Here is a 25,942-nt window from a genome sequence, read left to right as displayed (position 1 = left end):
CGCCAGGACCCGGTGAACGAATTCATAAGGGCCATAAAACGACCCCGGAAACGATCAACGAATTGAGTAAAGGAGATCGCCCGGATTAATAAACCCCCGGGAATAAACCTCGTCCTGAGATCAATCCCACATCACATCGTCATCACAAAGCCACTGATTCGGCCTAGTGCCGCACTCACTCGCTGTAACGTCGATTGGGTGCGTACCGAACGAAACCTCACCCGTCTTGACCGGGTCTTCGCCCGTCTTGACCGTGAGCCGGAACGACCGGCCCACCTCGACGTGCCGAGGATGAGCCGGCACAGGGTCGTGCTCTTCAGCGCGACCCTGGCCTTCTACCTGGCCATCGTCGTCGCCGTGCTGACCACTTCGTGGCTGGTGCGGTTCGACTGGCAGGTCATGTTCTTCCGGCCCTACCAGCAGTGGCCCGAGATCCACGCCTTCCTCGACTACTGGGTCGTCCTCGGCCAGCGCGGCCCGACCGCCGTCATGGTCGCGGCCTGGCTCGGCTGGCGCTCCTGGCGGCAGCACACGCTGCGCCCGCTGCTCATGTTCGGCGCGTCCCTGCTCCTGCTCAACGCCACGGTCGGCGCCGCCAAGCTCGGCATGGGCCGCCTCGGCCCGCACTACGCCACCGCGATCGGCTCGAACGAGATGTGGCAGGGCGGCGATATATTCCCCTCCGGCCACACCGCCAACGCCGTCGTGACCTGGGGGATCCTGGCCTACCTCGCCTCGACCCCGCTCACCCGCCGCTATCTCTCGGCGCTCTCCGCCGTGGTCTCCCTGAGCGTCGGCCTCACCACCGTCTACCTCGGCACGCACTGGCTGAGCGATGTCTTCCTCGGCTGGGCCGCGGGCCTGCTCATCCTGCTCGCGCTGCCCTGGTTCGAGCCGCTGATCACCCGCGCCGAGGCCGTGATCTTCAGCGTCCGCGACGCCTTGCGGGCCCGCCGCACCGGCATCGTGACCGTCCCGGCCCCGCTGCCCGGCGCCCCCGCGATGGTTCCGCAGCGCTCCGCCGCGGACGAGGAGCCGCCGCTGCGCGAGACCATCGGCGCCGCCCGCGGGGCCCGGCCCCCGGCCTACCTCGCGCCCGGCCCGCACACGGCACGCTCCGAGCGGTCGCCGGTCACCCCGGCCGGCAGCCGCCGCCCGCCGCACGCGGACCGCGTGCCGCGCGGCACCACGTCGGCCCGCCCGGTGGCGGGCGGCTGACCCCACGGACGGCGGGGGCCGGTACGCACAGCCCATCCCCCGCATCGCGAAGGCCCGGTTCCTGTCGGAACCGGGCCTTCGTCTTGTCCGGGTGGCGGGCGCCGCGCGTCGTACGCGGGCGCCTCAGGCCGCCGTTCAGCCCTTCCAGGAGCGCGTCACGACACCGTCCTTGACCTCGAAGTTGAGCCGCCCCGCGAGGTACTCCATCGTGATCATCGCCCCCGGCGGCAGCGACCTGACCGTGGACCAGCCGCGCTCGCGCGCCCGCCGTTCGGCGCCTGCGGCCGGCAGGCCGACGTAGGCGTCCGGGCTGTCCTGGGGCTCTGCGGGAGGGGTCGGAATAGGTGCCATGGCCGCCACGTTAGGCGGCGCGGTCGCACCGGGGAAGTCCGGGGCCCGCCCGGGAAGGCCGGAGCCGCGCACCATGCGTCACGGATACCTCTCCGGTCACGCTTTTGTCACAGGATCACGACGCGCGTTTCGGTCGAACTCCGTCACACGTACGGGCGGTTCCGTACTTGTGGCGACGTAATTGAGACGACTCGCAGAGTCGCTCCCGTACCGCCCGAAAGATCACCCAAAGATCGCCGGAATACCCCGCCCGAAATACCGCGGAGCCGCCTTTGCGAGCCCGCCGCATTTCCGAATCCCGGCCTCTCCACGGGATGTGACGAGGCATAGGGAATTCACGATTCCTGCACAGATCGCGATCCGGCGCCCGCGCGAAGCGGTGTACGCCCCCTGTCGGAGTCGGGGCGACACGAGCATCATGGCGTGAGCTTCGAGCAGGCTCCGGGCAGGCCCGGGACGCGATGGCGAAGGGGCAAGCGATGGGGACCGATACGGTGCGCGCGACCGAGCGACCGGTGCGGGTACGGCGCCCGGGCCGGGTGATCGTGGACTGGCTGACCACCACCGACCACAAGAAGATCGGCCACCTCTACCTCGTCACCTCGTTCGTCTTCTTCCTGATCGCCGGTCTGATGGCCCTGATGATGCGGGCCGAACTCGCCCGCCCCGGGCTGCAGCTGATGACCAACGAGCAGTTCAACCAGGCCTTCACCATGCACGGCACGATCATGCTGCTGCTCTTCGCGACGCCGACGTTCGCGGGCTTCGCCAACGAGATCATGCCGCTGCAGATCGGCTCGCCCGACGTCGCCTTCCCGCGGCTGAACATGCTCTCGTACTGGCTGTTCCTCTTCGGCGGCCTGATGGTGCTCGGCTCGCTGCTCGTGCCGGGCGGGCCCGCCGCCTTCGGCTGGTTCGCCTATGCGCCGCTCAACAGCCTGGAGCGGTCGCCGGGCATCGGCGCCGACCTGTGGATCATGGGGCTCGCGCTCTCCGGCTTCGGCACGATCCTCGGCTCGGTGAACTTCCTGACGACCATCATCGGGATGCGGGCACCGGGCATGACGATGTTCCGGATGCCCATCTTCACCTGGAATGTGCTGTTCACATCGATCCTGGTGCTCATCGCGTTCCCGGTGCTCGCCGCCGCGCTGCTCGTCCTGGAGGCGGACCGGCGCTTCCACTCGCTCGTCTTCGCCTCGGAGAACGGCGGTGCGCTGCTGTGGCAGCACCTGTTCTGGTTCTTCGGGCATCCCGAGGTCTACATCATCGCGCTGCCGTTCTTCGGCATCATCACGGAGATCATCCCGGTCTTCAGCCGGAAACCGATCTTCGGCTATCTGCCGCTCGTCGGCGCGACGACGGCCATCACCGGTCTGTCCGTGGTCGTCTGGGCGCACCACATGTTCGCCACCGGCGCGGTCCTGCTGCCCTTCTTCTCCTTCATGTCCTTCCTCATCGCGGTCCCGACGGGCGTGAAGTTCTTCAACTGGACGGGCACGATGCTCAAGGGCTCACTGTCCTTCGAGACACCCATGCTGTGGGCGGTCGGCTTCCTGGTGAGCTTCCTGTTCGGCGGCCTCACCGGCGTCCTGCTCGCCTCGCCGCCCATCGACTTCCACGTCACCGACACCTACTTCGTCGTCGCGCACTTCCACTACGTCGTGTTCGGCACCGTCGTCTTCGCGACCTTCGGCGGCTTCTACTTCTGGTGGCCGAAGCTGACCGGCAAGATGCTCGACGAACGGCTCGGGAAGATCCACTTCTGGACGCTCTTCGTGGGCTTCCACACCACGTTCCTGGTCCAGCACTGGCTGGGCGCCGAGGGCATGCCGCGGCGGTACGCGGACTATCTGGCGGCCGACGGCTTCACGGTCCTCAACACCGTCTCCTCCATCGGGGCGTTCCTGCTCGGCCTGTCCACGCTGCCGTTCCTCTACAACATCTGGAAGACCGCCAAGTACGGCGAGAAGGTCGAGGTCGACGACCCCTGGGGCTTCGGCCGTTCCCTGGAGTGGGCGACCTCCTGCCCGCCGCCGCGGCACAACTTCGTCACGCTGCCCCGGATCCGTTCGGAGTCCCCGGCGTTCGATCTGCACCATCCCGAGTACGCGGCGTTCGCGGCGCGGGACGTGAGCGGTGTGCCGCAGGATCCGCAGACGGAACACCCCGGTCCAGGGCCCGGCTCAGGAGGTCCCGGGCCGACCTGATCCGGTCACCGAGCTCGGCGGGCTCCACGACCTCGAACTCCATGCCCATGAACATCACATGGAAGACCATCACGTCCAGGCTCGCCGCCCCCGTGCGCAGCAGACAGCTGTGCTCGGTCTCGGCCTCCAGCGTGCCGTCGGAGGGGGTGATCCGCTGGGCCGCCTCCGCCAGCGGGACGAGCAGCCGGACCACCGCCTGTGCGGCGTACGCGCGCGTGGAGACGCCCCGCTGGACGTACGCGGCCAGATCGTCGGCCGGCGGCGTGCGGGGCGTGCAGCGCGGGCCGTGCGGCGGTCTCGGGGTGATGCGGTCCGCGCGGAACGTGCGCCAGTCCGCGCGGTCGAGGTCCCAGGCGACGAGGTACCAGCGGCGCTCGGTGCACACCAGGCGGTGCGGCTCGACGGTGCGGCGGGTCGAACTGCCCTCGTGGTCGCGGTAGTCGAAGCGCAGCCGCTCCGAGTCCCGGCAGAGATGGGCCAGTTCGGTGAGCACCTCGGGGTCCACGCCCTGCTGCTGCGGGGTGCGCAGCAGCGGCACGGTGAACGCGTTCAGGGCGCCGACGCGGCGGCGCAGCCTGTTCGGCAGGACCTGTTCGAGCTTGGAGAGCGCGCGGACCGAGGTCTCGCCGATGCCCTCGATGCCCTGCCCCGCCGCGGTGCGCAGGCCGACGGCGACGGCGACCGCCTCGTCGTCGTCCAGGAGCAGCGGGGGCAGCTCGGCCCCCGCGCCGAGCTGATAGCCGCCGCCGGTGCCGGGGCTCGCGTTGACGGGATAGCCGAGTTCCCGCAGCCGGTCGACGTCGCGGCGGACCGTGCGCGGGGTGACGCCGAGCCGGTCGGCGAGGTCCGCGCCGGACCATTCGCGGTGGGCCTGCAGCAGGGAGAGCAGGCGGAGCAGTCGTGCCGATGTCTCCAACATGGACGTGATTGTGCCCGGAGTTCAGGACAGCGACGTTCCGCGATTCCGCTCGGTCGGCCCTCGGCAACCGCCCCGCGTCAGCCCTCCGCCTCGGCCTCCTCGACCGCCCTCGCCTCCCTGACGCGTACGGACAGGTCGTTGTCGTTCGTGTAGTACGGCCCCGCCTCGGTCGCGCCGTCCGCCGCGTCGACCCGCACCACCGGGTACGTGAAGATCGTCTTCTTGTCCGGCACGTCGTCGAGGAGCCGGGCGAGACGGATGCGCGGCCCGTCCTCCCCCGCCGGGAGCAGCCACAGGTCCCAGGGGCCCGGGCCGCTCTCCGTGAGCGGGCCGTACCGCAGCGAGAAGGTGAACTCCGGCCCCTCCGCGGTCACTTCGGCCCGCCGGACCAGGCCGGGCTCGGCGCGCCGGACGGCCTGCGCGTACCCGGCGTCCGTGAGCACGGTGCCGTACACCCGGCCCTGGACGGTCATGGCGTCGTCGGATATCCCGAGCTCGCCGACCTCGGCGTGCGGCGCGCGCAGCCAGCTGCGCACCGAGAGGTTGCCCTGCTTCGTCGCGTACGGGATGCGCACCGCGACATGTCCGCGGCTGCCGCTCGGCGCGCGGTCCACCAGCGAGCGCAGGTCGTTCAGGCCGGGCATCAGACGGCGCGGCTCGCCGCCCGCCACCTGGATGTAGGCGTTCCAGCGGCCCTCGGCGAGCTCGACGCTGCTGGGCAGTGCGGCGCGCAGCCTGCCGTCGGCCGAAGGGGACAGGGGCAGGCGCACATGGTCCTCGGCGGAGGCGGCCTCGCGGCGGCGCAGCAGCAGATACGCCGCGTCCTTCAGGCCCGGTTCCCCGGATTCCGTCACGTCGAAGGTGAGGCCGCCCGCGGAGTCGGCGATGCAGTCGGCGCGCGGCGCCGTCGCCGTCTCCTCGTCGTCCCCGGCGTGCGACTGCGCCTGTGCGGCGGCCAAGGCCGTCATGCGGTCGATCCCTTCATCTGTGCGCCGTGTCGTGTTGCCGCGAGGTCCCGCACCGCGTACGCGCCCCCGAGCAGTGCGCCGCGGGTGCGGTGCAGGGTGCCGCGCATCCGGCCTCCGAGCGAGCTCCCGCGGGTGAGCATCCCGGAGAACATCGCGTCGTAGCGTTCGGCGATCCTTGCCGGGTCGAAGCGCTCGGAGTCCTGCAGCGCCGCGCCCGCCATCTCGCGCCGCAGCGCGTCGTCGTTGATGAGTTCGAGCAGGCCGCCCGCGATCGCGTCGGGGTTGCCGACCTCGACGAGGCGTCCGTCGACTCCGTTGTCGATGATCTCGCCGGGGCCGTGCGGGCAGTCGGTGGCCACCACGGGCAGTCCGCAGCGCATCGCCTCGACGATCGTCATGCCGAAGGACTCCAGGCTGGAGGTGACAGCGGCGATGGAGCCCTTGGCCCACTCGGACTCGATGGGGTGGGCGGGGCCCATCAGGAACACATGGTTGTAAAGGCCGAGTTCGTCGATCAGGGCGCGCAGCTTCTCCTTCTGCTTGCCGCTGCCGTAGATCCGCAGCCGCCAGTCGGGGCGCTCGCGGCGCACCTTGTCGAAGGCCCTGATCAGCAGGTCGTAACGCTTGACGGGCGCGAGCCGGCCGGCCGCGACGACCCATTTGTGGGAGCCGTCGGCGGGCTCGATGCCGGGCGCGGGCACGGGGTTCGGCACGGCCTGGACGTGCACGCCGGGCAGCCGCATCTTGCGGCAGTAGGAGCGAGCGTCGGCCTCGGTCGTCGTGGTCAGGACGTCGAGGCGCGGATAGACGCTGCGCAGCTGGCGGCGGAGTTCCCTGGAGTGGCTGTCGAGCGTGAGGTGTTCCTGCCCGACGCGCAGCGGGCCGCGCGCGGTCTGGCGGGCGATGTGCACGTTGAGGCCGGGGCGGGTGCCGATCACGACGTCCGCGTCGAGCCGGGCGAGATGGTCCGCGATGCGCCGGTCGCTGAGCGCGCTGTACTGGGCGTAGCGACCCTCCGCGCTGGGGAACGTCCGCGCGGGAAGCAGGTGTTCGGGGTCGTCGCCCTCGTATCCCCCGGTGCCTTTGCGCAGGTCGACGAGGTGGCTGAGCCGCACGCGCTGGTCAGGCGCGAACACGGGCTCGTCACGGTGCCGGAAGACGGACACGACCTCCACGTCATGCTGCTGCGCGAGCGTGTTCGCGAGGTTGTACGTCGTCCGGATGGTCCCTCCGATCCCGTACGCGTTGTGAATCAGGAAAGAGATGTGCATACGTCCCCGTATCCCGCGCTACCTTGCGGACAGTCCCCCTCATCCGCCTACCGCAGGGTTAGACCGGGATTCCTGGCCAACGGTTGGGTTTCATCATCACTTTGTTTCGCAAGAGATGCGTGATCGGTAGCGGAGAACGGGAACTTTCCGGTGATCTCGCAGATCACGGCTGGTAGGAGAGTTGCGGGACATCGAAGCAGTTGTCCTCCATGTCCCCGCCCTGGGTGACCCAGCCCTTGCCGTCCTGCCAGCGGGCCACGGAGACACACGTCCTGCGGGTCGCGGGCGGTTCGGCCCGCCGCTCGTACGTGACGGGCAGGAGCAGCCCGCGCGCGGAGTACGGCTCGTCCCGGTTCATGAAGCGGTCCACGCACGCGCGCGTGACGTCACCGGCGCAGGACTTCGCGGCGTCGGTGAACCACATGGCGGCGGCCCAGCCCTCCAGCTGCCACTGGGAGAGCGCCTTTCCCTTCATGGCGGCACGGAACTCGCGTACGGCGGGGTGGCCGGTGTCCTCGTAGTTCCGGCTCGACCCGGTGGCCCACAGGGCGTTGCGGCAGCGCGGCGCGTCCTTGTAGTCCTCGTCCACGGACGACGTCCAGTTCTGCACGTTGGTGACCTTGGCGGTGACCTTCGCCCCCACGTCGTCCATGGCCTCGCACAGCTGGGCGTTGCCGTGCGTGTCCATCGCGTCGAAGACGAGGTCGGCGCCCTGCTCCTTCAAGTCGGCCGCGGCGGCACGGAAGTTGGGCAGCGCGAAGTCGACCTGCTCGGTGACCACCTCGTAGCCCTCGGCCTTCAGGCCCCGGGTGACGAGCCGGGCGTAGGCGGCGGACGCGGCCTGGTTGTAGGAGACGACGGCCGCGGTCCGTGCCCCCTGCTCGCGCTTGAAGTAGCGGTAGACCTCCGTGCCGCCGTACAGCTTGCCGTCCCACCCCGGCTTCCCGTTCCGCGGGGCGAGGCTGCCGTAGATCCCGTAGAGATGCGGATACGTGTCGTACGCGGATCCGATCGGCTGGCCGCCGATGTCGGGCACGCGCGCGTGGGACACCCGCGAGGCGCCCGCGTAGTCCAGGGAGGCGGTGGCCACGAGCGCGACGACCTTCTGCTCCTCGACGAGCTTGTGCACGCAGTCGTTGTTGCCGACGCCGCTGCCGCCGTCGTCGCAGGTGCGCACCTCGACCTTGCGGCCGCCGATGCCGCCGCGCGCGTTGAGCCGGTCGAAGTACGCCTCGGCCCCGTCGCGCGGCCCGGTGAACGCGGAGCCGCCGACCGGGCTCGTCGCGCTGGTGATGATGCCGACCCGGAGGGGCGCTCCCCCGGCGGGTGCGGGCGCCGTGCCCCTGTGCTCGAAGTCGCTCTCCGGCAGCCGGCTCCCGCAGGCCGCGCTCGCCACCAGGAGCGCGACGGCGAGCAGAACCTCAGCAGCCCGGACCGGGCGACGCATTCCCGCTCAGTTTCACCAGCGCGCAGAGGGTCTTGACGGACACCTTCCAGGTGTCGTCCTGGTTGACCGCGGTCCCGGAGGCGGTGGGCAGCGCGGTGGCGCCCTTCAGCGTCAGCGCGTACGTCACGTCGGCCGCCTTCGGCGAGGTGAACTCGACCTTGCCGACCTTCGCCGCGACCTGCTTGCCGCGCTCGTCGCCGCTGAAACTCTGCAGGACGGCCCGCATCCTGGACCCGTTCTCCAGGAGGGCCTCCTTGTCCTTCATGGACGTCTTGGGATCGAAGAACTTCTCCCAGTTCGTCCTCACCTGTTTCTCCGCGGCCGCCGGATCGGCGGGCGCGGTCGCGCTCTTCTCCGGAGCCTCGACCGTCTTCTCCACGGAGGGCTCGGGCGGCTCGCTGCCGTCACCGCCCCCGCTGTCGTCACCGCAGGCCACGGCGGCCGATGCGATCAGCAGGACCGCGGCGGCCGCCGGCACCGCGCTCCGCACCCTTCCCCGCCCGCGATCTGTCCCCCGCCTGGGGCTGGTCCCGAGAACCATCTGGCTCACCACCGGGTGTCGGTCCGGGCCATCACGGCCCGGTGCTTTCAGGGTCAGCTTCCAGAAGGCATAGTGCAAGCCATCGGCTGACATGGACAGCCCATCGACGTTACTGACGTGTACCAGGGGGCCTCGATGCGGGCGGCTCGGACAGATACGACGGACAGTGCGTCCCGTTCGGCCAGGCTGCGCGCCGTGCACCCCGCGCTGTGGGCGGCCTTCGCGGCGCTCGCCGCCGGTGCCGTGCTCTGTGTGATCGGCTGGTACGGCATCTCCGGGGAGCGGTTCGCCGAACGGCAGTTGCCCTATCTCGCCTCGTGCACGGTGCCGGGCGCGGCACTGATCGTCGCGGGCACGCTGCTGCTCACCCACGGCAGGAGCACGCTGGCCGCGGCGCGCGTGGAGGAGCTGTACGGCCTCCTCGTGGCGGCGGAGCCCGCGGCCGCACCGGAACGTCCGCCGACCGCCATGGCGACCAGCGGGGAACTCCTCATGGTCCCCGGCGGAACGCTGTGGCACCGCGCGGACTGCCCCCTGGTCGCGGGCAAACCGGAAGCGGTCCCCGCGGACGCCACCATCCTGTCGCAGGGCGACCTGGGCCCCTGCCCGATCTGCGAACCCCGGCCCCCCGGCACGGACCTCCCCGACGAGCCCCCGGCCGCCCCCGACCCCGCCCCGGAGCGATGACCCGGTGGCGTCCCTGAGCTACGACCTCACACTGGCCGGGCTCTCGGTCGGCAGCGCGGCGGCCCTCACCGGCATCGGCCTGATCGTCACGTACCGCGCGACCGGCGTCCTCAACTTCGCGCACGGTGCGATCGCGATGGTCTGCGCGTACGTCCTGCGCCAGTGCACGGCCGAGTGGCACTGGCCGCTCCCGCTGGCCGCCGCGGTGACCCTGCTGGTCGTCGCCCCGGCCATCGGCCTCCTCCTGGACCGCGCGGTGTTCCGCCCGCTCGCGGTCATCGGCGGCGCCCAGGCGCAGACCCTCGTCGCCTCGATCGGCGTCTTCGTCCTCCTCGTCGGCGGGGCGGCCCTGCTCTGGGGCCCGGGGGCCCGCGACGACGCGCCCACCCTGCTGTCCGCCGACCCCTGGGCCCAGCTGGCGACGGCGGTGGCGCTCGCCGCCGCCGTGGGCGCGGTGACCCGCTGGACCCGCTTCGGCGGCGAGCTGCGCGCCGTGGTCGACAACCGCGGCCTCGCCGTGCTCTCCGGCATCGACGCGGACCGCGTCTCCGCCGCGGGCTGGGCCTTCGGCTCCTTCACGGCGGGCCTCACCGGGGTGCTCCTCGCCCCCTACGTACGCCTGGACCCCTACGGCATGCCGCTCCTGGTGATGGAGGTCCTCGCCGTGGCGGTGGCCGCCGGGATGCGCAGCCTGCCCGTCGCGGTCCTGGTGGCCCTGGGCCTCGGAGTCGCCCAGAGCCAGCTCACCCGGCTGCACCCGGGCGGCTGGCAGGAGCAGCTCCTGCAGACCTCCGGCGCGAACCTCTTCGTGATCGCCCTGCTGATCGCGGCCCTGGTGCTCCCCGGCATCGGCTCCCAGGACGCCCTCCCCCGCACGGCGACGGCCCGCGTCCCGACACCCCCCGGCGCCTGGATAGTGGCCACGGTCCTCTTCCTGCTCCCGCTGGGCTTCGCGGGCTCGGACCTCACCACCTCCGTCCAGGTCCCCGCGCTTGCGGTGATCCTCCTGTCCCTGGTGATCGTCACGGGCAGGGGAGGCCAGATCTCCCTGGGCCAGGCGGCGTACGCGGGCCTCGGCGCGCTCTTCACGGCGCTCCTCACGGCGGGCCGCTTCCCCGGCCTCCCCGAACTCCCGCACCTGCCCGCCCTCGCGGTGGCGGTGCTCCTGGTGGCGCCCCTGGGCCTGCTGACGGGGTGGCCCGCGATCAGCCGGCGCGGCCTTGCCCTGGCCCTCGCGACGTTCGCGGTCGGCGTGGGCGTCAGCCGTTTCGTCTTCGCCCAGCCGTACGCGACGGCGGGCCTGACCCTGGACCGCCCCGCGGGCTTCACCGGCGACCGCGCCTACTACGTCCTCGAACTCGCCCTTCTGACCGGCGCGTTGCTCCTGGTCACCGCCTTGCGCCGGGGCCGCACCGGCCGGGCGCTCGCGGCGATGCGGGACCATGAGGAGGGCGCGGCGGCCGCCGGGGTCCGGGTGCCCGCGCTCAAGCTCGCGGCCTTCGTCACCGGCGCGGCACTCGCCGCTCTGGGCGGCGGCATGCTCGCCATGGGCCAACGGGCCTTCGACGCCGGGGCGTACGACCCCGTGCGCGGCCTCCTCTGGTTCGCGGCCGTCCTGGTCCTCGGCTCGGACAGCATCCTGGGCGCGCTGGCCGCCGCGGCGCTCCTGGTCGGCCTGGACGCGGGCACCCGCGGCGGCGTGGCCGCGGCCCTCATCGGCCTCCTCGCCATCCTGATCGGCCGCTTCCCCGGCGGCCCGTACGAGGCACTGCGCACCGCCACCCAACACCTGCGCCGCACCCCGCACTTGACTCCACGGGGCGCCCGGCTCCGCGCGGCCCTGCGCCGGGCGGACACCGAGCCGCAGCCGCAGGACCGGCCGGAAGGGCCACGGGAGCATCCGCGAGCGGAGCGCAGCACACACGCCGACGCGCAAGGGCACAAGCCCCGGGACGGCGAGCACGCGGACACCCCCGCGGCCCCGCACCCACGCCGCACCGGGCGCACCAGCCGCACCGACACTCCCCTGACCGCCCACCGCATCACCCTCACCTACGACGGATTCACCGCCCTGAACGACGTCTCCCTCACCGTCCCCCCGGGCCACATCACCGCGGTCGTCGGCCCCAACGGCGCGGGCAAGAGCACCCTCTTCCACTGCCTGGCGGGCACCCTCCGCCCCGCAACCGGCCGCATCACCCTCGGCACCAGGGACATCACCGCGCTCCCGGCCCACGCCCGCACCCGCCTGGGCATGGCCCGCACCTTCCAACAGCTGGCGGTTTTCCCGTCGTTGACGATCGAGGAGAACATCCAAGTAGGAGCAGAACAGGCACTCCGGGGACCGCACCCACCCGCCCGGACCCTCCGCCTCCTGGCCCTGGAGCCGCTCCGCACCCACCCCGCGGACGCCCTCTCCACCGGCACCCTCAGACGCACGGAACTGGCAAGGGCACTCGCAGGCACCCCCCACACGCTCCTCCTCGACGAACCGGCAGCGGGCCTGGACACGGCCGAAGTCGCCGCACTGGCCACCCTGTTGCGCGCCCTCGCGGCCGACGGCACCGCGATCCTCGTGGTGGAACACGACCTCGACCTGGTGGCGGGCCTCGCGGACACCGTGCACGTGATGACGGCGGGCCGCATCGTCGCATCGGGCCCGGCGGGCCAAGTGCTGGAGGCCCGGTGAAGGGCGGCATCGAACTGCGCGGGGCCCACGTCCACTACGGCCCTCTTGAGGCCCTCCACGGCGTCACCCTTGCCGCGCCCTCCCCCGCCCTCACCGTCCTCCTCGGCCGCAACGGCTCCGGCCGCACCACGACCCTGCGCGCCCTCGCGGGCACACTCCCCCTCACCCGGGGCAGCGTCCTCAGGGACGGCGCGGACATCACGCACCAGCCCGCCCACGTACGGGCCGCGCACGGCCTCTGCTTCGTGCCGGACCGGCAGGCCGTGTTCGCCTCCCTCACCGTCGCGGAGAATCTCGAACTGGCCCACCCCAAGGGTGACTTCGCGGCGGCCCTGGATGTCTACCCCGAGCTGCGCCCGCTGCTCGCCCGCCGGGCGGGCACCCTCTCCGGCGGCGAGCAGCGCATGCTGGCGCTGTCCCGGGCCCCGCTGTCGGGCGCGACGGCGGTCCTCGTGGACGAGCCGACGCAGGGCATGTCCCCGGTGACGGCGGCCCGCACGTACGAACTCCTCGACGCCCTGGACGCCTGCGTGATCGTGGCGGAACAGCGACTGCCGCCCGCCCTGCGCCCCGGTGGGGGCACGAGGCGAACGGCAGTCGTCCACGAACTGCGCCGCGGCGCCGTGGTGTTCAGCGGCGAACCGGGCGAACTCAGCCCCGCCCGGAACTCGCTCCACCACGCGGAATGACCAGCAGGGTCCCGACGTTGAGCCGGTCCGGATACTGCCCGATCATGTCGCGGTTGGCCTTGTAGAGGGCCTGCCAGCCGCCCTTGACCCGGTAGCGCTGGGCGATGGAGCTCAGCGTCTCCCCGGCCTTGACGGTGTGCAGGCGCCGGTCGGCGGGCACGGCGGCGTCGGGCCGGTCGAACCGGTCGATGCGCACCTCCTTGGAGCAGACGGGCCAGGCCTCCCACCCCTGGGTGCGCAGCACCGCCTCGGCGACCTTGATCTGCTCCTCCCTGGTGGCGAGGTCGGCGCGCGGCGCGTACTTGAGCCCACCGTGCTCCTCCCAGGTGGGCTGCCAGAACTGCAGCCCTCCGTAGTAGTCGTTGCCCGTGTTCACATGCCATCGCCCACTGCTCTCGCACTGGGCGAGACAGTGCCACGGGCCCTTGGTCAGGGAACAGTCGTACGTCGCGGAGGCGGCTCCCGGCAGCGGCGGCGGAGCCGCGGACGCGGAGGTCCCCGGCAGCGCCACCGCCGCGAGGAGCGCGCCGACCGCCAGGGACACGGACCGCAGACGCCTGGTCAGCTTCTGCTTCAACTTCGGGTGCATCGGGTCACGCTAGGCAGCTCCGCGGCGGCCCCAGGGCGTGCCGCGCCGCCGCGGATGTGACCCCACCCGGTCGGCCGACCAGGCCCGATGCCGGATCCCCGCGGTCTCAGACCCTGATCCGCTGACCCGGCACGATCATGTCGGGATCCCCGCCGATGACCGCCTTGTTGACGGCGTACACCTGCTGCCAACTGGTGCCGTGCCGGGCCGCGATGCGGCTGAGCGTGTCGCCCTGCCGGACGGTGTAGTTCCCTGGAGCGCCACGCGAGGCGCCGCGGTCGCCGCGGTCCTGCGCCGCCCGCTGCGGGGCGGCCTTCGGCGCCGGTTTCACGGTCTTCGGCACGGGTGCGGCGGCGGACGGCGCACTGCCGTACGCGCCGGCCCGGGCCGCACAGGTGGGCCATGCGCCCCATCCCTGCGCGCGCTGGACCTTGGTGGCGACAGCGATCTGCTGCGCCTTGGACGCCCTGTCGGCGGTGGACGCATAGGCTCCGCCGCCGTACGCGCGCCAGGTGCCGGCGGAGAACTGCAGCCCGCCGTAGTAGCCGTTACCCGTGTTGATCTGCCAGTTTCCGCCGCTCTCACACCGTGCGATGCGGTCCCACACTCCGCCGTCTGCCGCGTCGGCCTGGCCGGTCGCGGCGAGCAGCCCCAGCGGGGCGATCAGCGCGGCCCCTCCGATCACTGCCGTCTTGCGAATGCACTTGGGACGTGCGGACATGAATTTCCCTCTCGAAGGACCCGGGCTCCCCCTGGCCGTTCGGGCCCCTCGCGCATCCGGCGCCTGGGGTCCCGTCCGGCCCCGACCGCCGGTGTCGGTGCTAGAGCTGGCTGGTGCGACCGGCGGACGTACCCGAGCGGTGCTCGCTGCACACGGCGGTGGAATCTAGAAGCCCTCTCGCCCCGATAACAACCAACTCCTTGTCATTCCAGGCCAGTTGAGTGTTACCAGGGGTATCGGCGACTTTCGGCCACCCACTTCATTCACGGATTTCGGGATTTGTCGACCAGTCGGGCAGTTGATCTGTGACTCACCTCACGGCCCCAACTTCCGTGCACCCGGCACGTGTTGGCGCGGAGTGACAGATTCCGGGGCGCGACTCACCCTCCGCTGCGGATGGTTCGATTCCGTTCGCTTCCGCGCGTGACTTGCGCCACTGATCCACCGTTGTCTTCTTATGAGCCGGGCACCGCCCGGCCGCCACACCCACCCCACGCACCCCAATGTGACGATCGCGAGGAGCCACCGTGCCGCGCATGCTCGACGTCAGCGACGACGTACGCGCCGAGATCGGCGACGAAGAGGCCGACCGGCTGCTCGCCGGAGACAACACCCCCGGCAGTTACGACTGCACGTCCTGCCGCACCCCTGGCGACGCGGAGCAGGAACGCACCAGCACCGTCCTGTTCGTCGGCGACGAGACCGCCGTGCTCGCCTTCGCCCACGCCACCTGCCTGCCCTCCCAGATCGTCACGGTCTCCGAGGAGCAACTGCAGGGCGCCGTGCGGTCGATCACCGGCGAGGACGGCGAAGGCCCCGCCGAGGTCAAGCCCGACCAGGCCGTGCTCGGCGTGACCAGCGGCCTCGTCCTGATCGAGGGCGAGCTGCGCCCCGCACTCGTCGTCGAGCCGACCGGACCCATCGCCCGCCCCGGCACCCTGCCCGGCAGCGGTGGCGGCGACGACTTCCTGCCCCTCCTGATCGAGCAGGGCTTCATGCCGCTCACCTCGCTCGACGGCGTACCCCCCGGGCTGCCCGGCTGGTCCGTGCTGCTCGCCATGGGCCAGCTGCACGCCGTGCTGCAGCCCGGCACCGGCGGCGGCTCCCCGGTCGCCTGGTGGCAGGCGCACCACCCGCTCCAGGTCACCGAGGCCTGGCGGGCCGCGGCCAACAAGACGCAGACCGTGCTGCTCTTCGCCGCGCCCGTCGGCGTGATCGGCCGCCAGCCGCGCGAGGACCTGCTGCGCGACGCGCTGGACAAGGCGGCGGCCCGGGGCCAGCTGGTCGCCTGCGCGATGCCGCTCGCCGGGACCTGACGGAGCGGGCGTCCTGCGGGCCGCGCCGAGCCCCGAATGCGCCGGTCACCCCCGCCGGACCGGGAAAGCGGCGCGGCCCCCGCATCCGTCGGGCGGCGGGTTCGTTGGCACAGACGTGCACCCATACGACCCCTCACGCCACCGGCCGGCGTACCAGAACCCGATCCCGTCCATGCGCGCGGCGCAGGACACGACGGGCGACCGCTCGGCCACCCCGATCTACGACACGCTGTACTCGGAGTACCTCAGGGCCTTCAGGGCGCTGCCGGGCGACCGGACCGGCGAGGAGGAGCTGGGGTTCACCGCCTTCGGCACGGGGCCGTACGGCGTCCAGCACCGCGGCCACGATCCGCGGCACACCGCCTTCGGCCAGTTCCAGGTGGCCCGCTACGGCCAGCACGACCACCCCACGATGAGCCACCCCATGATGGGCCACCACACGACCGGCCATCACCACTTCCCCGCCGCACTGCCACCGGGGCCGCGCCGCGAGCACTGAGACGCGCAATGCCCGGCCGCCCCGTCGAGGGGAGGCCGGGCATTGCGCTGCGTGGCTGCGGGTGTCCGCCTACTTCTTGCGGCTGCGCTTCTCGCGGACCCGCACCGAGATGTGGATCGGCGTGCCCTCGAAGCCGAACTCCTCGCGCAGTCGGCGCTCCAGGAAGCGGCGGTAGCCCGCCTCGATGAAGCCGGAGGCGAAGAAGACGAACCGCGGCGGCTTGGTGCCGGCCTGCGTGCCGAAGAGGATGCGGGGCTGCTTGCCGCCGCGCACCGGGTGCGGGTGCGAGGCGACGATCTCGCCGAGGAACGCGTTCAGACGCCCGGTCGGCACGCGCGTCTCCCAGCCCTCGATGGCCGTCTCGATCGCCGGGACGAGCTTCTCCATGTGGCGCCCGGTGGCCGCCGAGACATTGACGCGCGGGGCCCAGGCCACCTGGCCGAGCTCCGTCTCGATCTCCCGCTCCAGGTAGTAGCGGCGCTCCTCGTCGAGGGTGTCCCACTTGTTGTACGCCATGACGATCGCGCGGCCCGCCTCGACGGCCATCGTCACGATGCGCTGGTCCTGCACCGAGATGGTCTCGGAGGCGTCGATGAGGATCACCGCGACCTCGGCCTTCTCGACGGCGGCCGCGGTGCGCAGCGAGGCGTAGTAGTCGGCGCCCTGCTGGAGGTGGACGCGCTTGCGGATGCCCGCCGTGTCGACGAACTTCCAGGTGATGCCGCCCAGTTCGATGAGCTCGTCGACCGGGTCGCGGGTGGTGCCCGCCAGTTCGTTGACGACGACGCGGTCCTCGTTGGCCACCTTGTTCAGGAGCGAGGACTTGCCGACGTTCGGACGGCCGATGAGCGCGATGCGGCGCGGGCCGCCGACGACTGACCCGAAGGTCTGCGCGGGCGCCTCGGGCAGCGCTTCGAGAACGGCGTCCAGCATGTCGCCGGTGCCGCGGCCGTGCAGCGAGGAGACCGGGTGCGGCTCGCCGATGCCGAGGGACCACAGGGCGGTGGCGTCGGCCTCGCCGCTCGGGCCGTCGACCTTGTTGGCGCAGAGCACCACGGGCTTCTTGGCCTTGCGCAGCAGGCGGACGACGGCCTCGTCGGTGTCGGTGACGCCGACCGTGGAGTCGACCACGAAGACCACCGCGTCGGCGGTCTCGATCGCGTACTCGGCCTGGGCGGCCACCGACGCGTCGATGCCGAGCACGTCCTGCTCCCAGCCGCCCGTGTCGACGACCTTGAAACGGCGGCCCGCCCACTCGGCCTCATAGGTGACGCGGTCGCGGGTGACGCCCGGCTTGTCCTCGACGACGGCCTCGCGGCGGCCGATGATGCGGTTCACCAGGGTCGACTTGCCGACATTGGGGCGGCCGACGACGGCGAGGACGGGCAGCGGGCCGTGGCCCGCCTCCTCGATGGCGCCCTCGACGTCCTCGATGTCGAAGCCCTCTTCGGCGGCGAGCTCCATGAACTGTGCGTACTCGGCGTCGCCGAGCGCCCCGTGGTCGTGCTCGGCGAAGCCGTCGCCCTCGGGCTGTGTCTGGTCGTTCATGAAGTCCGTACCTCGTCGTTCATCGTGGTGATCGGTGCACCGGCCTCTCGTATCGGCCCGGGGCACTACTTGATAAGTCTCGCTCAGCGCCCGGTCAGGCGCCTGGCGTTTTCCAGGTGGCCGGTGAGCCGCTCCTGGATGCGCACGGTCGCTTCGTCGAGCGCCTTGCGCGTGCGCCGGCCGCTGCCGTCACCCGCCTCGAAGGGGTCTCCGAAGACGACGTCGACCCGGCTGCGCAGCGGGGGCAGCTGCTTTATCAGCCGTCCGCGCTTCTCCGTGCTGCCGAGCACGGCGACCGGGACGATCGGCGCCCCGCTGCGTACCGCGAAGTACGCGAGGCCCGCGCGCAGCGAGGCGAAGTCGCCCTCGCCCCGGGTGCCCTCAGGAAAGATCCCGAGGACGCCGCCGTCCGAGAGGACGCCGAGCGCCCTGGTGATCGCGGTGCGGTCGGCGACCGACCGGTCCACCTCGACCTGGCCGATCCCGTGCAGGAACGTGCCGAGCGGTCCGACGAATGCTTCCTTCTTGATCAGGAAGTGCGTCGGCCGGGGCGCCACGCCCATGACCATCGGGCCGTCGACGTTGTGCGAGTGGTTCACCGCCAGGATCACCGGGCCGCTGGCGGGCACCTTCCAGGCGCCGAGCACACGCGGCTTCCACAGGCCGTACATCAGGCCCACGCCGATGCGGCGGCCGACCTCGGCGCCCCGCTCGGATGCGCCCCGGTCGGCGGGAGCCTCGCTCACTTCGTCGCCCGCTTCTCCCCGACCAGGGTGACGACGCACTCGATGACCTGCTGCAGCGTGAGCTCGGTGGTGTCGACCTCGACGGCGTCGTCGGCCTTGGCCAGCGGGGACGTCTTGCGGCTCGAGTCGGCCGCGTCCCGCTTGACCAGGGCTTCCTGGGTCGCCTTCACATCGGCGCCCTTGAGCTCGCCGGAGCGGCGGGCGGCACGGGCCTCCGGCGAGGCGGTGAGGAAGATCTTCAGGTCGGCGTCGGGCAGCACGGTCGTACCGATGTCACGGCCCTCGACGACGATGCCCTGCTCGGCCGACGCGGCGATGGAGCGCTGCAGCTCGGTGATGCGGGTGCGCACCTCGGGGACGGCGCTGACCGCGCTGACCTTGGAGGTGACCTCGGTGGTGCGGATCGGGCCCGCGACGTCCGTGCCGTCGACCGTGATGGTCGGGGCGGCCGGGTCGGTGCCCGAAATGATCTCGGGCTTGCCCGCGGCGGCGGCGATCGCACCGGGGTCGGTGAGGTCGATGCCGTTGTGCACCATCCACCAGGTGATCGCCCGGTACTGGGCGCCGGTGTCCAGGTAGCTGAGGCCGAGCTGGGCGGCGACGGCCTTCGAGGTGCTCGACTTGCCCGTGCCGGAGGGGCCGTCGATGGCGACGATCACGGCTGCCGGGGCGGCGGTTTCAGCAGTTTCCACGGGGCGGTGGACACCTTTCGCAGTACGCAGGCCAGGGAAGCGGGGCGCGAACACGCCCCGCACAAGGTTACTGGCTCACACACCCTGCCCTTACAGCCCCCGCGCACCGGCCCTCCGCGGCCGCTACTGCCGGATCGACCAGCCCCGCTCGCGCAGCGCCGCGGTCAGCACGGGCGCCGCCTTCGGCTCGACCATCAGCTGCACCAGGCCCGCCTGCTGTCCGGTGGCGTGCTCGATGCGCACGTCCTCGATGTTGACGCCCGCCCGGTCCGCGTCGGCGAAGATGCGGGCCAGCTGTCCCGCCTTGTCGTCGATGAGCACGGCGACGATCTCGTACGAGGCAGGGGCCGATCCGTGCTTGCCCGGCACCCGGGTCTGGCCCGCGTTGCCGCGCCGCAGCACGTTCTCGACGCCCGCCACGCCCTCGGTCCGCTCCGTCTCGTCGGCGGACTGCAGCGCGCGCAGCGCCACCACCGTGTCGTCCAGGTCGGTGGCGACCGCGGCGAGCAGATCGGCGACCGGGCCCGGGTTGGCGGAGAGGATGTCGATCCACATGCGCGGGTCGGACGCGGCGATCCGCGTCACGTCCCTGATGCCCTGGCCGCAGAGCCGTACCGCCGACTCCTCGGCGTGCTCCAGGCGGGCCGCGACCATGCTGGAGACCAGGTGCGGCATGTGCGAGACGAGGGCGACCGCGCGGTCGTGGGCGTCGGCGTCCATCACGACGGGGACGGCCCTGCAGAGCGCGACGAGTTCCAGGGCGAGGTTGAGGACCTCGGTGTCGGTGTCCCTGGTCGGCGTGAGCACCCAGGGCCGCCCCTCGAAGAGGTCGGCGGTGGCGGCGAGCGGGCCGCTGCGCTCCCGGCCCGACATGGGGTGCGTGCCGATGTAGGGGGTGAGGTCGAGGCCCAGCGCCTCCAGTTCGCGGCGCGGGCCGCCCTTGACGCTGGCCACGTCGAGGTAGGCGCGCGCGGCCCCGCGCCGCATCACGTCGGCGAGCGTGGCCGCGACGTGCGCGGGCGGCACGGCGACGACGCACAGGTCGACGGGCCCCGCGGGCGCCTCGTTGGTGCCGGCGCCGAGCGCGGCCGCGGTGCGGGCCTGGTCCTTGTCGTGGTCGGCGAGGTGCACGGCGACGCCGCGGGAGGCCAGGGCGAGGGCGGCGGAGGTGCCGATCAGGCCGGTGCCGATGACGAGGGCGGTTCTCACTGGGCGATGTCCTTGCGGAGTGCGGCGGCGGTGCCGAGGTAGACGTGCGCGACCTGGGAGCGGGGTCGGTCGGTGTCGATGTGGGCGAGGACGCGGACGACGCGCGGCATGGCGCCCTCGATGTCCAGCTCCTGCGCGCAGATCAGCGGTACGTCGACGATGCCGAGGCCGCGCGCGGCGGCCGCGGGGAAGTCGGAGTGCAGATCGGGCGTGGCCGTGAACCAGATGCTGATCAGGTCTTCCTGGGTCAGCCCGTTCCGCTCGAGGATGGCGGTGAGCAGCGCGCTGACCTGCTCGCCCATGTGACCGGCCTCGTCCCGCTCCAGCTGGACGGCGCCCCGGACCGCTCGTACCGCCACAGTGCTGCTCCTCGCTCGCGTACCTACGACGTCTTCGTACGACAAGCGTAGTCAGCGCCCGGCACAGGAGTGCGCGGCGCCCGTCTGCCGAGACGGGCGCCGCGCACCATACCGGGGAAGGTCAGAGCTGCTGCTGTCTGATCAGGTCCTCCAGCGACCCCGAGGGCACCTGGCCGCCGGGGGTCAGCTTGTCGACGGCCTGCGGCAGCACCTGAGCGATCTCGTTCGCGGCCTGCTCAGGGGAGACTCCGGCCTCCTCGGCGACTTGGCGGAGGGTGTCGTCGGGCAGCGCCTCCTGCACCTGCGCGCCGGTCACCTCCTTGTTCTCACCGGTGCCGACCCAGGACTGGGCCTGATCGACGAGCCCCGCCTTGGTCAGCCCGTCCAGGAGGCCGGACAGCGGGTTGCCTCCGTTCGATCCGCCCTTGCTCATGAGTGCGCCGAGCAGCGCGGCGAGGATGTTGCCACCGCCACCGCCACCGCCACCGCCGGAAGAGCCGCCCTGCTGGCCGCCGCCCAGGAGACCGCCGAGAAGGCTGCCCAGATCGTTACCCGCCATGGTCGTGCCTTTCGAGTGAGTGGCCGGGCCCGCGCCGCGGAGGGCCGCGGGCCTCAGACCATGCCAATGTCGCCCGAATCGCCCCCTGTCGCCACTTGGGCCGATTGGGGGCCGTTTAGCTATGGACGGGGGTGGCGCGGGTCCGCTTGCATGGAGTGTCGGCAGGTGCCGTGCCTCGGGGGAGGCTCGTATGAAGCGCTCAGGTCCGCTCTACACCCTTCTCGCCGGGCTGCTGCTCGCCCTGTTCATGCTGTCGCTCAACGCGACGACGGGGACGGGCAGTTCGTCGTACGGAGGGGAGGAACCCGGCGCCGCCTCCTCCCCCGGGACGGCCACGGCGACGCCCTCCGAGGAACCGGCGAAGAGCCCGTCGGCCACTCCGTCCGCATCCCCGTCGAAGAAGCCGCAGAAGCCGCCGCCCAACGCCGACTACGCGGGCCGCACCGACGACGACACCTCGGCGGTCTCCATCTCGCTGCGCGACGGCAAGGCCATCGCGTACTACTGCGACGGCCGCGACACCGAGTCCTGGCTGAAGGGGAACGTCGAGGACGACGGCTCGATGCGGCTGACCGGCAAGCACGGCGCGAAGCTGACGGGACAGCTCTCCGGCAAGCGGGTCCGCGGCACGGTCGACGTCGACCGGAGCCGCACGTTCACCGCCGCCAGGGCCGTCAAACCGTCCGGCCTCTACCGCGCCACCACCGAGGTGCGCGGCGCGAAGCTCGACGGCGGCTGGATCGTCCTGCCCGACGGCAGCCAGGTCGGCATCCTCAACCGCGACGGCGAGCCCGCGAAGGCCCCGCGGCTCGACCCGCGCACCGGCACCGTCCGCGTCGACGGCGACGTCGTCACCGCCCGTCCCGTCACGCCGTAGCGCCGCCCGTCCCGCAACGCCGTCGAGGGAGCCCTCATGAGCGTCGACCCCAACGCCCCCACCCAGGGCGGCTTCCCCGTGCCTCCCGGCGCGGGCGAGCACCGCAGGCCGGGCGCCGCCCGCTATCTGGTGCCCGCACTGTTCGCCGCGGTCGTCGCGGTGGGCCTCGGGGCGTACGGCAAGGTCCACGACCCGGAGGGCACCGCCTTCAACCTGGCCGGGTTCAGCAGCACGAGCGCCGTCAAGGCCTGGCTGGGCACGACGGCGTTCGCCTTCGCGCTGCTCCAGGTCGTCTCGGCACTGATGCTGTACGGCAAGCTCCCAGGGCCCTCCTGGTCGGCGGCCCTGCACCGCTGGTCGGGCCGGATCGCGTTCCTGGTCGCCGTCCCCGTGGCGGTGCACTGCCTCTACGCGCTCGGCTACCAGACGTACTCGACCCGGGTGATGTGGCACTCGCTGCTCGGCTGCTTCTTCTTCGGCGCGTTCAGCGCCAAGATGCTGCTGCTCCGCTCGGAGAAGCTGCCCGGCTGGCTGCTTCCGGTGGTCGCGGGCCTGGTCTTCGCGTCGCTCACGGTGCTCTGGCTGACGTCGGCGCTGTGGTTCTTCCGTACGTTCGGGGTGACGACGTGAGCGGTGGCGGCGTGAGCGGGGGCGCGTCGCGGCGGGCGGTTCTCGCGGCGGGGGCGGGGGCGCTGGCGGCGGGCTGCACGAAGTACGGCGACGAGGGGGCGGAGCCGTCGCGGTCCCCCACAGAATCCGACGGCACGCCCGCGTCGAAGAAGCCGTCCGGGTCCGGCGAGAAGCCCTCCGGCGAGAGCGAGAAGCCACCCGCAGGGCCCGAGCTGGCGAAGACCTCCGACATCCCGGTCGGCGGCGGCAAGGTGTTCAAGGACAAGAAGGTCGTCGTGACCCAGCCCGAGAGCGGCGACTTCAAGGCCTTCTCCGCGGTCTGCACCCACCAGGGCTGCACGGTCTCCGAGGTGGCGGACGGCACGATCAACTGCCCCTGCCACGGCAGCAAGTACCGCGTGGCCGACGCAGCGGTCGCGGACGGCCCCGCGCCGCGCCCACTGCCCCCGCAGAAGATCACGGTCACCGGAAATTCGATCACGCTCGGCTGACGGGGGCCCGTACGCTCACCGCATGCACCCCCAGGACCTGGCTCTCGTACGCGACCACGCGATCTACTCCTGCGTGATGGGCTCGCGCGCCTTCGGCCTGGCCACGGACGGCAGCGACACCGACCGCAGGGGCGTCTTCCTCGCCCCCACCCCGCTCTTCTGGCACTTCGAGAAGCCCCCGACGCATCTGGACGGTCCCGCCGAGGAACAGTTCAGCTGGGAGCTGGAGCGCTTCTGCGAACTCGCCCTGCGCGCCAACCCGAACGTCCTGGAGTGCCTGCACTCCCCGCTCGTCGAGCACGTCACCGACACCGGCCGCGAACTCCTCGCCCTGCGCGACGCGTTCCTCTCCCGCGAGGCCCACGACACCTTCGCGCGCTACGCCCTCGGCCAGCGCAAGAAGCTCGACTCGGACGTCCGCACCCACGGCGCCCCGCGCTGGAAGCACGCCATGCACCTGCTGCGGCTGCTGATGTCCTGCCGGGACCTGCTGCGCACCGGCGAGCTGACGATCGACGTGGGCGAGCAGCGCGAGCCGCTGCTCGCCGTCAAGCGCGGCGAGCTGTCCTGGCCCGAGGTCGAGTCCTGGATGAACCGCCTCGCGGCCGAGGCCGAGGAGGCGGCGCCGCGCAGCCCGCTCCCGGCCGGGCCCGACCGGAAGCGGATCGAGGACTTCCTGTTCCGCACGCGCCGCGCGTCAGCCCTTGAGGCGTACGCGGACGACGAGGTCGTGCAGCGCGTCGTACGCGGAGTGGATGCCCGGCAGCGCTGAGTCCGCCTGGGCCTCGTCCAGGAGGGCGTGCAGCCGCTCCACGTCGGCGGCCACGCGCGCGTGGTCCACGTCGGCGCCGCCGCGCTCGGCCTCGACCTAGGCGACGACCCGCTCGCTGCGCATCAGATGGATCCCGCCCCACCAGATCGGCCACCGGCAGCAGGTGCACCCCGCGCAGGTCCGCAGTCATCCCTCAAGCGTCCCAGAGCGCCCCGAACGCGAGCAGCTCGTCCCGGTGCTCGATCCGGTCCGTCCACTGTGCGGGCCATGCGCCCGCCCCGAGGTGGGCGCCCGCGAAGGCCCCGGTCAGGCACGCGATCGAGTCCGAGTCGCCCGACGTGCAGGCGGCCCTGCGCAGCGCGGTGACCGGCTCGTCGACGAACATCAGGAAGCACAACAGGCCGGTGGCGAACGCCTCTTCGGCGATCCAGCCCTCGCCGGTGGCGAGGCACGGGTCGGTCTCGGGCGAGGGCGAGCGCAGCGCTTCCTGGACCCGCCCGAGGACGTCGAGGCACTCGTCCCAGCCGCGCGCGATGAACGCCTCCGGCGTCGCGGCCCCGTCCCGCGTCCACAGCTCGCCGAGCCAGCGCTCGTGGTACGTCTCACGATTCTCGTACGCGTAGGAGCGCAGCAGTCCGACGAGCCCTGTCGGCTCGGCGCCCTCGGCGAGCAGCCGTACGGCGTGCGCGGTGAGGTCGGAGGCGGCGAGCGCGGTCGGGTGGCCGTGGGTGAGCGCGGACTGCAGCTGGGCGGCACCGGCCCGCACTTCGTCGCTCAGCCCGGGGGCGAGCCCGAGGGGCGCGACGCGCATGTTGGCGCCGCAGCCCTTGGAGTGCACCTGGCTCGCGTCCAGCCAGGGCTTGCCGCTCTTGAGGAGGTAGCAGGCCTGCAGGCAGGTGTTGCCGGGCGCGCGGTTGTTCTCCGGCGACTGGTACCAGTCCACGAACTCCTCGCGCAGCGGCCGCTCCAGGCGCTTGGGCCCGAGCAGCCCGCGCTCCATGGCGGTACGCAGCCCGCGGGCCAGCGCGAGCGTCATCTGGGTGTCGTCCGTGATGAAGGCGGGACGCGGCAGTTCCATCTCCCGCCAGGGCCCGCACTTGGCGAGGATCGAAGGCACGTCGTTGAACTCGGTCGGGAAGCCGAGCGCGTCCCCGAGCGCGAGGCCCAGGAGGGATCCGGTGGCGGCGCGCTTCATGAGGAGGTTCCTTCCGAGGAGGGGCGGAGCAGCGGCGGATGCAGGGCGGTGGCGGTGCCCGCGCGGAAGAGCGCCGCGGGCTTGCCGCGGCCGCCGGTCAGCCGTGCGGCGCCGGGCACCGCCTCGACGAGCCCCGCGGTGCCGACGACCTTGCGGCGGAAGTTGGCGGGGTCGAGTTCGGCGCCCCACACCGCCTCGTAGACCTGCCGCAGCTCGCCGAGCGTGAACTGGGGCGCGCAGAAGGCGGTGGCGAGCCCGGTGTACTCGAGCTTGGCGCCGACCCGCTCATGGGCGTCGGCGAGGATCCGGTCGTGGTCGAAGGCGAGCGGCCGGTACGTCGCGGGGCCGTACGGCAGCCAGGCCGCGCGCGCCGCGTCGCCTCCCGGGCGCGCCTCGGGCGGGTCGGGCACGAGTGCCGCGAAGGCGACGGAGACGACCCGCATGCGCGGATCGCGGCCGGGCTCGCTGTAGGTGCGCACCTGCTCCAGGTGGAGCCCGCTGACGTCGGCGATGCCGGTCTCCTCGGCCAGCTCGCGCCCCGCGGCCCGTTCGGCCGACTCGTCGGGCAGCACGAACCCGCCGGGCAGCGCCCAGCGCCCCGCGTACGGCTCCTGGCCGCGCTCGACGAGCAGCACGTGCAGCGCGCCGTCGCGGATGGTGAACACCGCCAGGTCGACGGTGACCGCGAACGGCTCATAGGCGTGTTTGTCGTAGGTCCCGGACACGGACATGCCCGCCCACCCCCTTAA

26 protein-coding genes and 2 pseudogenes are annotated in these 25,942 nt (G+C 72.2%); 11 read left to right on the top strand and 17 right to left on the bottom strand.

Annotated elements, in window-relative coordinates:
• Positions 1–198: 198 nt before the first annotated feature.
• Entirely contained in the window at positions 199–1,218 is a 1,020-nt protein-coding gene (locus tag ACFWZ2_RS16330) for a phosphatase PAP2 family protein (protein ID WP_384546051.1), read from the top strand.
• Between the two features lie 135 nt (positions 1,219–1,353).
• Here the strand turns inward: ACFWZ2_RS16330 and ACFWZ2_RS16325 are convergent, their stop codons facing one another.
• Positions 1,354–1,569 (bottom strand): I78 family peptidase inhibitor, encoded by a 216-nt coding sequence (locus tag ACFWZ2_RS16325; RefSeq protein WP_384546049.1) that lies wholly within the window; start codon positions 1,567–1,569, stop codon positions 1,354–1,356.
• 461 nt (positions 1,570–2,030) lie between these two features.
• On the opposite strand from ACFWZ2_RS16325, the pseudogene ACFWZ2_RS16320 reads away from it, so the two are divergent.
• A pseudogene (locus ACFWZ2_RS16320) lies at positions 2,031–3,575 on the top strand (cbb3-type cytochrome c oxidase subunit I); the annotation flags it as partial.
• A 46-nt stretch (positions 3,576–3,621) separates the two neighbouring features.
• On the opposite strand, the gene ACFWZ2_RS16315 reads toward ACFWZ2_RS16320, so the two are convergent.
• The 5 genes from ACFWZ2_RS16315 to ACFWZ2_RS16295 all read right to left on the bottom strand — a co-directional run bounded on the left by ACFWZ2_RS16315 (position 3,622) and on the right by ACFWZ2_RS16295 (position 8,925).
• Positions 3,622–4,698 (bottom strand): helix-turn-helix transcriptional regulator, encoded by a 1,077-nt coding sequence (locus ACFWZ2_RS16315; RefSeq protein WP_384546047.1) that lies wholly within the window; start codon positions 4,696–4,698, stop codon positions 3,622–3,624.
• Between the two features lie 77 nt (positions 4,699–4,775).
• The gene (locus ACFWZ2_RS16310; RefSeq protein WP_384546045.1) at positions 4,776–5,666 is read right to left on the bottom strand and encodes a hypothetical protein; all 891 of its coding nucleotides are present in this window, start codon (positions 5,664–5,666) and stop codon (positions 4,776–4,778) included.
• A complete protein-coding gene (locus ACFWZ2_RS16305) occupies positions 5,663–6,937 on the bottom strand; it encodes a glycosyltransferase family 4 protein (RefSeq protein WP_384546043.1) in 1,275 nt (424 codons plus the stop codon). The genes ACFWZ2_RS16310 and ACFWZ2_RS16305 overlap by 4 nt, the downstream gene beginning before the upstream one ends.
• Before the next feature lie 163 nt (positions 6,938–7,100).
• Entirely contained in the window at positions 7,101–8,384 is a 1,284-nt protein-coding gene (locus ACFWZ2_RS16300; protein ID WP_384546042.1) for an ABC transporter substrate-binding protein, read from the bottom strand.
• The gene (locus tag ACFWZ2_RS16295) at positions 8,359–8,925 is read right to left on the bottom strand and encodes a hypothetical protein (RefSeq protein WP_384546040.1); all 567 of its coding nucleotides are present in this window, start codon (positions 8,923–8,925) and stop codon (positions 8,359–8,361) included. The genes ACFWZ2_RS16300 and ACFWZ2_RS16295 overlap by 26 nt, the downstream gene beginning before the upstream one ends.
• A 135-nt stretch (positions 8,926–9,060) precedes the next feature.
• Here ACFWZ2_RS16295 and ACFWZ2_RS16290 point away from each other — a divergent pair, with 135 nt between their 5' ends.
• The 3 genes from ACFWZ2_RS16290 to ACFWZ2_RS16280 are packed head-to-tail and all read left to right on the top strand — an operon-like array spanning position 9,061 to position 12,990.
• Positions 9,061–9,612: a hypothetical protein gene (locus ACFWZ2_RS16290; RefSeq protein ID WP_384546039.1), complete on the top strand. Its 552-nt coding sequence runs from the start codon at positions 9,061–9,063 to the stop codon at positions 9,610–9,612.
• Between the two features lie 4 nt (positions 9,613–9,616).
• On the top strand, positions 9,617–12,301 hold the full coding sequence (locus ACFWZ2_RS16285) for an ATP-binding cassette domain-containing protein (protein ID WP_384546037.1): 2,685 nt from the start codon (positions 9,617–9,619) through the stop codon (positions 12,299–12,301).
• Positions 12,298–12,990, top strand: a complete 693-nt coding sequence (locus ACFWZ2_RS16280) for an ATP-binding cassette domain-containing protein (protein WP_384546035.1) — start codon at positions 12,298–12,300, stop codon at positions 12,988–12,990. The genes ACFWZ2_RS16285 and ACFWZ2_RS16280 overlap by 4 nt, the downstream gene beginning before the upstream one ends.
• Here ACFWZ2_RS16280 and ACFWZ2_RS16275 read toward each other — a convergent pair.
• A complete protein-coding gene (locus ACFWZ2_RS16275) occupies positions 12,953–13,579 on the bottom strand; it encodes a transglycosylase family protein (RefSeq protein ID WP_384546034.1) in 627 nt (208 codons plus the stop codon). The genes ACFWZ2_RS16280 and ACFWZ2_RS16275 overlap by 38 nt on opposite strands.
• A gap of 106 nt (positions 13,580–13,685) precedes the next feature.
• Positions 13,686–14,300 carry a transglycosylase family protein gene (locus tag ACFWZ2_RS16270; protein WP_384546032.1) on the bottom strand — a complete coding sequence of 205 codons (615 nt, stop codon included), beginning with the start codon at positions 14,298–14,300 and terminating at the stop codon, positions 13,686–13,688.
• A gap of 527 nt (positions 14,301–14,827) precedes the next feature.
• Here ACFWZ2_RS16270 and ACFWZ2_RS16265 point away from each other — a divergent pair.
• Complete coding sequence (locus ACFWZ2_RS16265; RefSeq protein WP_384546030.1) at positions 14,828–15,616, top strand: hypothetical protein; 789 nt, start codon at positions 14,828–14,830, stop codon at positions 15,614–15,616.
• Between the two features lie 172 nt (positions 15,617–15,788).
• Positions 15,789–16,115, top strand: a complete 327-nt coding sequence (locus ACFWZ2_RS16260; protein ID WP_384546029.1) for a hypothetical protein — start codon at positions 15,789–15,791, stop codon at positions 16,113–16,115.
• 69 nt (positions 16,116–16,184) lie between these two features.
• Here ACFWZ2_RS16260 and der read toward each other — a convergent pair whose 3' ends face one another.
• From der to ACFWZ2_RS16230, 6 genes are all read right to left on the bottom strand, one after another.
• Entirely contained in the window at positions 16,185–17,663 is a 1,479-nt protein-coding gene (gene der / locus ACFWZ2_RS16255; protein ID WP_384546027.1) for a ribosome biogenesis GTPase Der, read from the bottom strand.
• 83 nt (positions 17,664–17,746) lie between these two features.
• Positions 17,747–18,448, bottom strand: coding sequence for a lysophospholipid acyltransferase family protein (locus ACFWZ2_RS16250; RefSeq protein WP_384546025.1), 702 nt, complete (start codon positions 18,446–18,448; stop codon positions 17,747–17,749).
• A complete protein-coding gene (gene cmk / locus ACFWZ2_RS16245) occupies positions 18,406–19,101 on the bottom strand; it encodes a (d)CMP kinase (RefSeq protein ID WP_384546023.1) in 696 nt (231 codons plus the stop codon). The genes ACFWZ2_RS16250 and cmk overlap by 43 nt, the downstream gene beginning before the upstream one ends.
• A gap of 123 nt (positions 19,102–19,224) precedes the next feature.
• Complete coding sequence (locus tag ACFWZ2_RS16240; protein ID WP_384546021.1) at positions 19,225–20,310, bottom strand: prephenate dehydrogenase; 1,086 nt, start codon at positions 20,308–20,310, stop codon at positions 19,225–19,227.
• Positions 20,307–20,669, bottom strand: a complete 363-nt coding sequence (aroH, locus tag ACFWZ2_RS16235) for a chorismate mutase (protein ID WP_384546020.1) — start codon at positions 20,667–20,669, stop codon at positions 20,307–20,309. The genes ACFWZ2_RS16240 and aroH overlap by 4 nt, the downstream gene beginning before the upstream one ends.
• Before the next feature lie 121 nt (positions 20,670–20,790).
• Positions 20,791–21,285 (bottom strand): YidB family protein, encoded by a 495-nt coding sequence (locus tag ACFWZ2_RS16230; protein WP_384546261.1) that lies wholly within the window; start codon positions 21,283–21,285, stop codon positions 20,791–20,793.
• Between the two features lie 133 nt (positions 21,286–21,418).
• Here ACFWZ2_RS16230 and ACFWZ2_RS16225 point away from each other — a divergent pair, with 133 nt between their 5' ends.
• From ACFWZ2_RS16225 to ACFWZ2_RS16210, 4 genes are read left to right on the top strand one after another with little or no spacing between them, the layout of a single operon-like run.
• Positions 21,419–22,105: a hypothetical protein gene (locus ACFWZ2_RS16225; protein WP_384546018.1), complete on the top strand. Its 687-nt coding sequence runs from the start codon at positions 21,419–21,421 to the stop codon at positions 22,103–22,105.
• A 36-nt stretch (positions 22,106–22,141) separates the two neighbouring features.
• A complete protein-coding gene (locus ACFWZ2_RS16220; protein WP_384546016.1) occupies positions 22,142–22,735 on the top strand; it encodes a DUF6529 family protein in 594 nt (197 codons plus the stop codon).
• Positions 22,732–23,226, top strand: a complete 495-nt coding sequence (locus tag ACFWZ2_RS16215; RefSeq protein ID WP_384546014.1) for a Rieske (2Fe-2S) protein — start codon at positions 22,732–22,734, stop codon at positions 23,224–23,226. Before ACFWZ2_RS16220 ends, ACFWZ2_RS16215 begins: the two co-directional genes overlap by 4 nt.
• A 22-nt stretch (positions 23,227–23,248) precedes the next feature.
• The gene (locus ACFWZ2_RS16210; RefSeq protein ID WP_384546012.1) at positions 23,249–23,998 is read left to right on the top strand and encodes a DNA polymerase beta superfamily protein; all 750 of its coding nucleotides are present in this window, start codon (positions 23,249–23,251) and stop codon (positions 23,996–23,998) included.
• Here ACFWZ2_RS16210 and ACFWZ2_RS16205 read toward each other — a convergent pair.
• The 3 genes and pseudogenes from ACFWZ2_RS16205 to ACFWZ2_RS16195 form a co-directional block, all read right to left on the bottom strand.
• A pseudogene (locus ACFWZ2_RS16205) lies at positions 23,924–24,091 on the bottom strand (nucleotidyltransferase domain-containing protein); the annotation flags it as partial. The gene ACFWZ2_RS16210 and the pseudogene ACFWZ2_RS16205 sit on opposite strands and share 75 nt — an antisense overlap.
• A gap of 100 nt (positions 24,092–24,191) precedes the next feature.
• Positions 24,192–25,193: an ADP-ribosylglycohydrolase family protein gene (locus ACFWZ2_RS16200; protein ID WP_384546010.1), complete on the bottom strand. Its 1,002-nt coding sequence runs from the start codon at positions 25,191–25,193 to the stop codon at positions 24,192–24,194.
• Positions 25,190–25,924 carry an NUDIX domain-containing protein gene (locus ACFWZ2_RS16195; RefSeq protein WP_384546009.1) on the bottom strand — a complete coding sequence of 245 codons (735 nt, stop codon included), beginning with the start codon at positions 25,922–25,924 and terminating at the stop codon, positions 25,190–25,192. Before ACFWZ2_RS16195 ends, ACFWZ2_RS16200 begins: the two co-directional genes overlap by 4 nt.
• Positions 25,925–25,942: the final 18 nt, after the last annotated feature.

The sequence above is a fragment of the Streptomyces sp. NPDC059002 genome, assembly GCF_042740435.1.
Lineage (GTDB): Bacteria > Actinomycetota > Actinomycetes > Streptomycetales > Streptomycetaceae > Streptomyces.
This window is presented reverse-complemented; position numbering and strand designations above follow the sequence as displayed.